Source organism: Acinetobacter sp. WCHA29, from assembly GCF_002165335.1.
Classification (GTDB): domain Bacteria; phylum Pseudomonadota; class Gammaproteobacteria; order Pseudomonadales; family Moraxellaceae; genus Acinetobacter.
Map to the genome: position 1 here is coordinate 61,132 of NZ_NHRQ01000014.1, position 6,688 is coordinate 67,819.

The 6,688-nt window shown below is 36.5% G+C and carries 6 protein-coding genes and 1 pseudogene; 3 read left to right on the top strand and 4 right to left on the bottom strand.

Annotated features, from left to right (window positions below):
* Nucleotides 1-78 precede the first annotated feature (78 nt).
* The gene (locus CDG59_RS10410; protein ID WP_087545228.1) at nucleotides 79-861 is read left to right on the top strand and encodes a Rossmann-like and DUF2520 domain-containing protein; all 783 of its coding nucleotides are present in this window, start codon (nucleotides 79-81) and stop codon (nucleotides 859-861) included.
* A gap of 186 nt (nucleotides 862-1,047) precedes the next feature.
* Here CDG59_RS10410 and CDG59_RS10415 read toward each other — a convergent pair whose 3' ends face one another.
* Nucleotides 1,048-1,407 carry a hypothetical protein gene (locus CDG59_RS10415; protein ID WP_087545230.1) on the bottom strand — a complete coding sequence of 120 codons (360 nt, stop codon included), beginning with the start codon at nucleotides 1,405-1,407 and terminating at the stop codon, nucleotides 1,048-1,050.
* Nucleotides 1,408-1,770: 363 nt separating this feature from the next.
* A complete protein-coding gene (gene trmB, locus CDG59_RS10420; protein ID WP_004662584.1) occupies nucleotides 1,771-2,487 on the bottom strand; it encodes a tRNA (guanosine(46)-N7)-methyltransferase TrmB in 717 nt (238 codons plus the stop codon).
* Between the two features lie 184 nt (nucleotides 2,488-2,671).
* Here trmB and CDG59_RS10425 point away from each other — a divergent pair, with 184 nt between their 5' ends.
* Nucleotides 2,672-5,134, top strand: a complete 2,463-nt coding sequence (locus tag CDG59_RS10425) for an ExeM/NucH family extracellular endonuclease (RefSeq protein WP_087545231.1) — start codon at nucleotides 2,672-2,674, stop codon at nucleotides 5,132-5,134.
* A gap of 239 nt (nucleotides 5,135-5,373) precedes the next feature.
* On the top strand, nucleotides 5,374-5,985 hold the full coding sequence (locus CDG59_RS10430; protein WP_087545233.1) for a glutathione binding-like protein: 612 nt from the start codon (nucleotides 5,374-5,376) through the stop codon (nucleotides 5,983-5,985).
* A gap of 55 nt (nucleotides 5,986-6,040) precedes the next feature.
* Here the strand turns inward: CDG59_RS10430 and CDG59_RS10435 are convergent, their stop codons facing one another.
* Together CDG59_RS10435 and CDG59_RS15085 are read right to left on the bottom strand one after the other, a co-directional pair.
* Nucleotides 6,041-6,385, bottom strand: a complete 345-nt coding sequence (locus CDG59_RS10435; protein ID WP_087545240.1) for a hypothetical protein — start codon at nucleotides 6,383-6,385, stop codon at nucleotides 6,041-6,043.
* Nucleotides 6,386-6,544: 159 nt separating this feature from the next.
* Nucleotides 6,545-6,688 (bottom strand): annotated as a pseudogene (locus CDG59_RS15085) (pyridine nucleotide-disulfide oxidoreductase); the annotation flags it as partial.

The following is a 6,688-nucleotide window of genomic DNA, read 5'->3' on the forward strand; positions in this document are numbered from 1 at the left end:
TGATTTAATTCATTATTAGAAATTTTCCGTAAATAATTTAATAATGGATAGCTTTGCTTGTATATAGGTCGAATAAAAATGAGAATTACATTTATTGGTGCAGGGCGCGTTGCTTGTCATTTAGCAAAAGTATTACATCCTGATCACCAGATTGTACAAGTTTTTAGTCGTGATTTAGAAAAAGCAAATCGTTTAGCATCTTTAGTGGAAGCTACTGGGATTAATCATTTTGATCAATTAAATCCCAATACTGATCTCGTTATTATTGCTATATCTGACCAATCCATAGCTGATGTTATTCAGAAAATTAATCATTATTTACAGCAAGCATTAATTGTTCATACCTCAGGAAGTACCAGTTTAGAGGTGCTTTCAACAGTACATGAGAGATCTGGCGTATTTTATCCCTTACAAACTTTTAGTCATGAGCGTGCGATTGATTGGGCAGAAACACCTATGTTTGTCGAGGCAGTTCGGCACAATGACTTGGAGTTGCTCGCTTCATTAGCACATAGTCTGACTCCGAAGGTTTATCAATATAGTTCTCAACAACGTCAGACATTACACATGGCTGCTGTTTTTGCATGCAATTTTAGCAACTACTGTTATGATCTTTCTAAACAAATTGTTGATGAGCAACAGGTTGATTTTTCTTTACTTTATCCATTGATTTTAGAAACTGCTCAAAAAGCAACGATCAATAATCCTAAAGAAATGCAAACAGGTCCTGCAATGCGTGGTGATGAAAATATTCTAAAAATGCATCAACAGTTATTAGAAAAGAATTCAGGAAGCGATCTTGTGGATGTTTATAAACTTTTAAGTGAAGGTATTATGAAACGACATTTACACGGAAAATAATGATAGGGAAACCATTTCATTTTATTTGTGATGGACAAAATTTGAATGATTTTTAATATCAAGAGATGTTAGAACATCATGTATTTGTATATTAGAAAATCGAGCGATTATCTCTAAATACATTGAGCTGATATAATTTGTTAAATATCAGCTTAAAAAAAGAATGTAAATGTGCCTCAAGCTTAATCAATTTTTCTGTTTAAAACGATGTTTACATTTGAGACAAAGATAGTCTTGGAAAATATTTTTGTCGATCGCCACACCTGCTTTTTTCCCAAAAATATTACCCGCGATTCCTCCAGTAATTCCGACACTAATTGCACCTACAAATGTTCCAATAGTCCCACCCACAATGACGCCTAATGGACCTGCTACAGTACCAATCGTGGCACCAACTGATGCACCTGTTGCAGCTCCACCCACTGTTCCAGCCGTAGTTCCCGCCGCCGTCATTAGAACTCCGCCTGTTGTTTTTAGTAATTTGTTATGATCACGTACTTCGATTTCTGTAGAACCACATTTGGGGCATTGCAGTATTTTTTCCATAAAACCAACCTATCTTCATCATTGAGTTAAATCATTACAGTGAATAGCACTCATTGTTTATGAAACGATAACTTCTTAAAGGGATGTAAAAATTATCTGTTTCTTATTTTAGCTAAATATGAGTAAAAAATATTTATAGATCATGTAAATAGAACAACTTAGGTTTGATCAGGTTTGATTCTAGAAAGTCCGTTCGATAATAACGGTTTGAGAGATATAGTTTTTATCGTCTATGGACATCAGAGAGCATTCAGTTTTTGTTCTTTTAAGATTTAAAAAATTAATATCAGTAAGCCAATATGAGATAAATAGCATTAAATAAATAATATTTAATGCTATTTGTATTTGAAATTTTAAGAATCACTACTTAATTTTTTTAAAAATAAAGTCATTGATCTTGTGACCAGATTCAAGTCCACGACGCTCAAATTTGGTTACTGGACGCCATTCAGGGCGAGGGTAGCTATTACCTTTACCTGCTAAATTTTCCATGTCTGGACGATTATCTAAAATATCAAGCATCCATTCTGCGTATGGCTCCCAATCGGTAGCAGCATGGAAGGTACCCCCAAGCTCTAACTTCTGTTCAACCAGTTGCATACGTTCATGAATCACAAAGCGGCGTTTAAAGTGACGCTTCTTCTGCCATGGATCTGGGAAGTACAGTTGCACACAGTTAATGCTGTTGTCAGGCATTTCACGTAATACTTGAATCGCATCTGCATCAAGTACAAATAAATTCTTCAAGCCAGCCATACCAGCTTCATACACGCATTGTGCAATTCCTGGTACATGTACTTCGATTCCGACAAAATTACGTTCTGGATTGGCTTTTGCCATGAGTACCAAAGAACGCCCCATACCAAAGCCAATTTCAACAGTTAAAGGTCGTTCAGGATGTTCAAAGTGTTGACGTAAATCACCAACTGGGTATTCCAAAATTAAATCACGATAATCTTCTAAAGCAGTCCGTTGTGATGTATTAAGCGGAGCTGAACGACGCATAAACGTCACAATTTCACGGTGCTCAGGCAAATTGTCGAGTTCCGTAATTTGCGTTTCTAACTGATCGTTTGACATGATTCTGGAGATATAAATATAGAAATGCCGTATTTTAAGTGTTCATCAGGTCAAGTCAAATCTTTAAATGATTTTATTTGATCATTTGTTTTTCCAAACGATCAAAAACTTGTAAAAAAATCTTCATGTTTTTGTCACAGAGATTGAATAGCCTAATGTCGATTTAAACATTAAGTAAAAATTTATGAAAAATTTTAAATTCCATTCGATTGCAATTTGTTTAGGCTTATTGGGGGCTTCTTCGGTATTTTCTGTGGCACATGCCCAGTTGATGTTTAGCCAATATATTGATGGTAGTAATAATAAAAAAGGATTAGAAATTTATAATCCAGATCAAACAGCCGTTAATTTAGCTGATTATGAGATTCAACAGTTTAATAATGGTGGTACATCTAAGCCATTTGTCTATCCTTTAGTCGGAAACCTTGCGAGTAAGGGGCGCTTTTTAGTTGGACATACTGCCTTACAAACTGAGTTAGGGGATAAGGTCAATCAAGTCGCTGCACTTTCGTTTAATGGCGATGATGCCATTTTATTGGTTTATAAAGGCAAAGTGGTAGATCGTTTTGGAAGATTGGGTGAGCAACCAGTTTCTGGTGGCTGGGGCACAACAACAATTAGTAAAGCGAATAGTTTTACTCGCTTGCAAACGGTAAATCCTGTAGCTGAGGTTGATCCTAAAACTATATTTGATTTTGATAATTCTTGGCGTGCATGGAAGGATCGGAATGATTTTTCAAATCTAACAGGCTCAACAACACCTCCTATTACTGAAATAGTCAGTTGCTCAAGTACGGACACCGCGATTGCAGATTTAAATAATAAAGCAACTCAAGGGCAAAACTATACGCTCCGTGGTGTGATCACTGCTGATTATCGTTATGAAAATGGTTTCTCTGGTTTTTATATTCAAACTATTGATAGTAAAGCTAAACCAAACGTGAGTAATGCGATTTTTGTTTATATTCCAGCGAGTAGCTCTGTTAAAGGTGGGCAAGTTGGGGATGAAGTGATCTTACGAGGACGTTTGACTGCGTATCAAAACCAATTACAGATTGATCAGTTACAGCAAGATATTTTGACTTGTAATAGCAATATGGCAAATCAGGTACAGCCAAAAAGTGTTGATTTACCGTTTCATAGTTTGACTGAATTAACTGCAAATTCACCGCAACTTTATCAAGGGATGTTGGTAAAACTACCGCAAACTTTAACCATCAGTGAAAATTATAACTATGGTCGCTTTGGTGAGCTGTCACTAAGTAAGGAGCGATTATTTATTCCAACAAATTTATATCCACCTTTATCTGCTGAGGCAAAAGCATTAGCACAGAAAAACTTATTATCGAAGATTATTTTAGATGATGGTTATAACAATCAAAACAGAACGCCTTGGTTGCCGCAGAGCTTCAGTGCAACAAATAGTTTGCGCTCTGGTGATCAACTTAAGAACATTGAAGGGATTTTAGAATACCGTTTTAATGGTTGGCGCATTCAGCCTATTCAGGGGCGTAGTCTCCCAGAATTGGTCACTAAAACACCATCAAGACCAAATGTCGCCACTAAAGATACGCGGTTGATACGTGCAGCAGCATTTAATGTCTTAAATTATGACAATGGCAAAACAGGATTTCCAACTGAGCGTGGAGCATCTAGTCAATCTGAATTTGATAAACAGCATTTGAAAATTATTAAAGCTTTAAAAGCAATTGATGCCGATGTATACGGTTTGATGGAAATTGCAAACAATGGCTATGATAAAAATAGTGCAATTGCATATTTAACCCAAGCTTTAGGCGCTGATTGGAAATATGTAGTTCCTGAAAATCAGGATCGTTTAGGAACAGATGTGATTGCTGTTGCCATTATTTATAACAGCAAACGTGTAAAACCTGTGAACAAGCCAGTTGTACTTGATTTAGGTGATAAGAATAGATCGACGATTGCGCAAACTTTCCAACCGATTTCTGGAAAGCAAATGTTCACGATTATTCCTAATCACTTGAAATCTAAAGGATGTACAGGTGTCGATACCAATACAACAGATGCTGATCAAAAAGATGGGCAGGGTTGTTGGAACCCAACGCGTGTGAAAGCTGTTGAACAACTCGTTCAATGGATGGCAAAAAATCCAACTCAGGTTGAAAAGCCAAACATCTTGGTTTTGGGGGATATGAATAGTTATGCTAAAGAAGATCCGATTCAGGTGTTTGAAAAGGCAAATTACAAAGTTCTATTAAATGACAAAGTTGTAGGGCAAGGTGAGCAGGCTTATAGCTATGTGTTTGGTGTATCAAGTAATGCGGAAGGCTATGGCGGCGCAGGCAATTTAGATCACGCAATCGCAGATGCAAATTTATATAGTAAAGTAAAAAAAGCATTTACTTGGCATATCAATGCAGATGAACCAACAGTCTTAGATTACAACGAAGAATATAAAACCGATGCACAAAAAGCATTATTTTTCTCAGAAGATGCTTATCGCTCTTCAGATCATGATCCTGTAATTGTTGATCTTGATATGAGTGATGCCGAGAATAAACCTTCACCGTCAAATACTTCATCGGGGAGTTTTGGATGGTTATCGATCTTAGGTCTTTTGGGTCTTGCAAGTTTTTCCAAGCGCTCGAGAAAAGATAAAGTGTGATCTATGCAAAAAGAGGAGGATAGAAGTAATCTATTCTCCTCAAAAAAATGATCTATTTGAGCAGGATATATACGATGATAATAAAAAGTTGACATAAGACTACTTGCAAAATCATGTAATTTCACTAATAGTCAGATCATTCAGTATTTTTTACTTTTTTTGACAAATTTGTGGAAACACATTTTGCAAATTATGGTAAAGCATTTTAGAACATAAGAGTTAGATAACAAGGATCAATTATGAAGTTGTATTACTCACCTGGTGCTTGCTCATTGGCAGCACATATTATTTTAAATGAAATAAATGTAGATTTTGATTTAGAACGCGTTGATCTAAAAACACATAAAACCTCGAAAGGGGTAGATTATTATGAAATTAACCCGAAAGGTTATGTTCCAGCTTTAGAGATTAATCCTGGTTTAATCTTAACTGAGAACGTTGCAATTTTACCGTTTCTGGCACAACACGATCCTAAACAGGATTTAATCCCACCATCGGGCATGGGGCGTGCCAAAGTCCTTGAATGGTTAGGTTATTTAAATTCTGAGTTGCATGATGCTTATGCAGTTTTCTCTAGTGGTAAGTTAACGGATGATGAAAAAACCAAAGCATATGCTGAAGTAGATCGTTTACTGAAATATATCGACAATTATTTAGCTGAATCAGAATATGATTATTTGGTGGATGATAATTTTGGTCCAGCAGATGCGTATTTATTTGTACTTACAAATTGGTCAAATCATATTGAACACGATTTAACACCATATATTCATATTATCGCTTTGCGTAATAAAGTCGCTGAACGTCAGTCGGTACAAATTGCAATGCGTGATGAAGGATTACTCGGTTAGTTTTCTCTGCATTAAAAAAGCCTCTGTGATCAGAGGCTTTTTTATAATCAAAAGATTATTGTTGCGCTTTTTCTTTTACATCAGCAGCGCCGTTTTCAACTGCACCAGCAACTTTAGCAGTTGCGTCACGGGCAGCAGCCTCAGTTTTTGCAGCAGCTTCAGCAGTTGCATGAGCAGTATGATCAGCAGCAGCGTCGATTTGATCAGCAGCAGTATCAACTGCTGTAGCTACATTGCTTGTTGCAGCATCAGCAGCATTTTTCACATCAGCGCCAGCTTGTTCAGCAGCGTTTTCTAAATGTTCGCCAGTAGTTGCCCCAGTTTCAGGCGCTTTATCTTTATTACAGCCTACAAGTGCAACAGTAGCAGCGAGACCTAATGCAACAAGTAATTTATTCATTTTCATGTTTCCTTTTCTTTGTGGCATCCAATAGGTATGGATAGCGAAAATATAAACATAAACTGTATGAATAATAAAGTTGAAAATTTGTTGATAACTTGTAAAAACACGCACTTACATTTTTGAAATGTAAATGCGTGCACATGTTTTTAGATTATTTTAAACATCAGAGCGAATCATATAATCAAAAGCGGATAGAGACGCTTTGGCACCTTCACCTGTCGCAATGATGATTTGCTTGTAAGGCACGGTGGTACAGTCACCCGCAGCAAATACACCTTTGACATTGGTTTCATTACGATC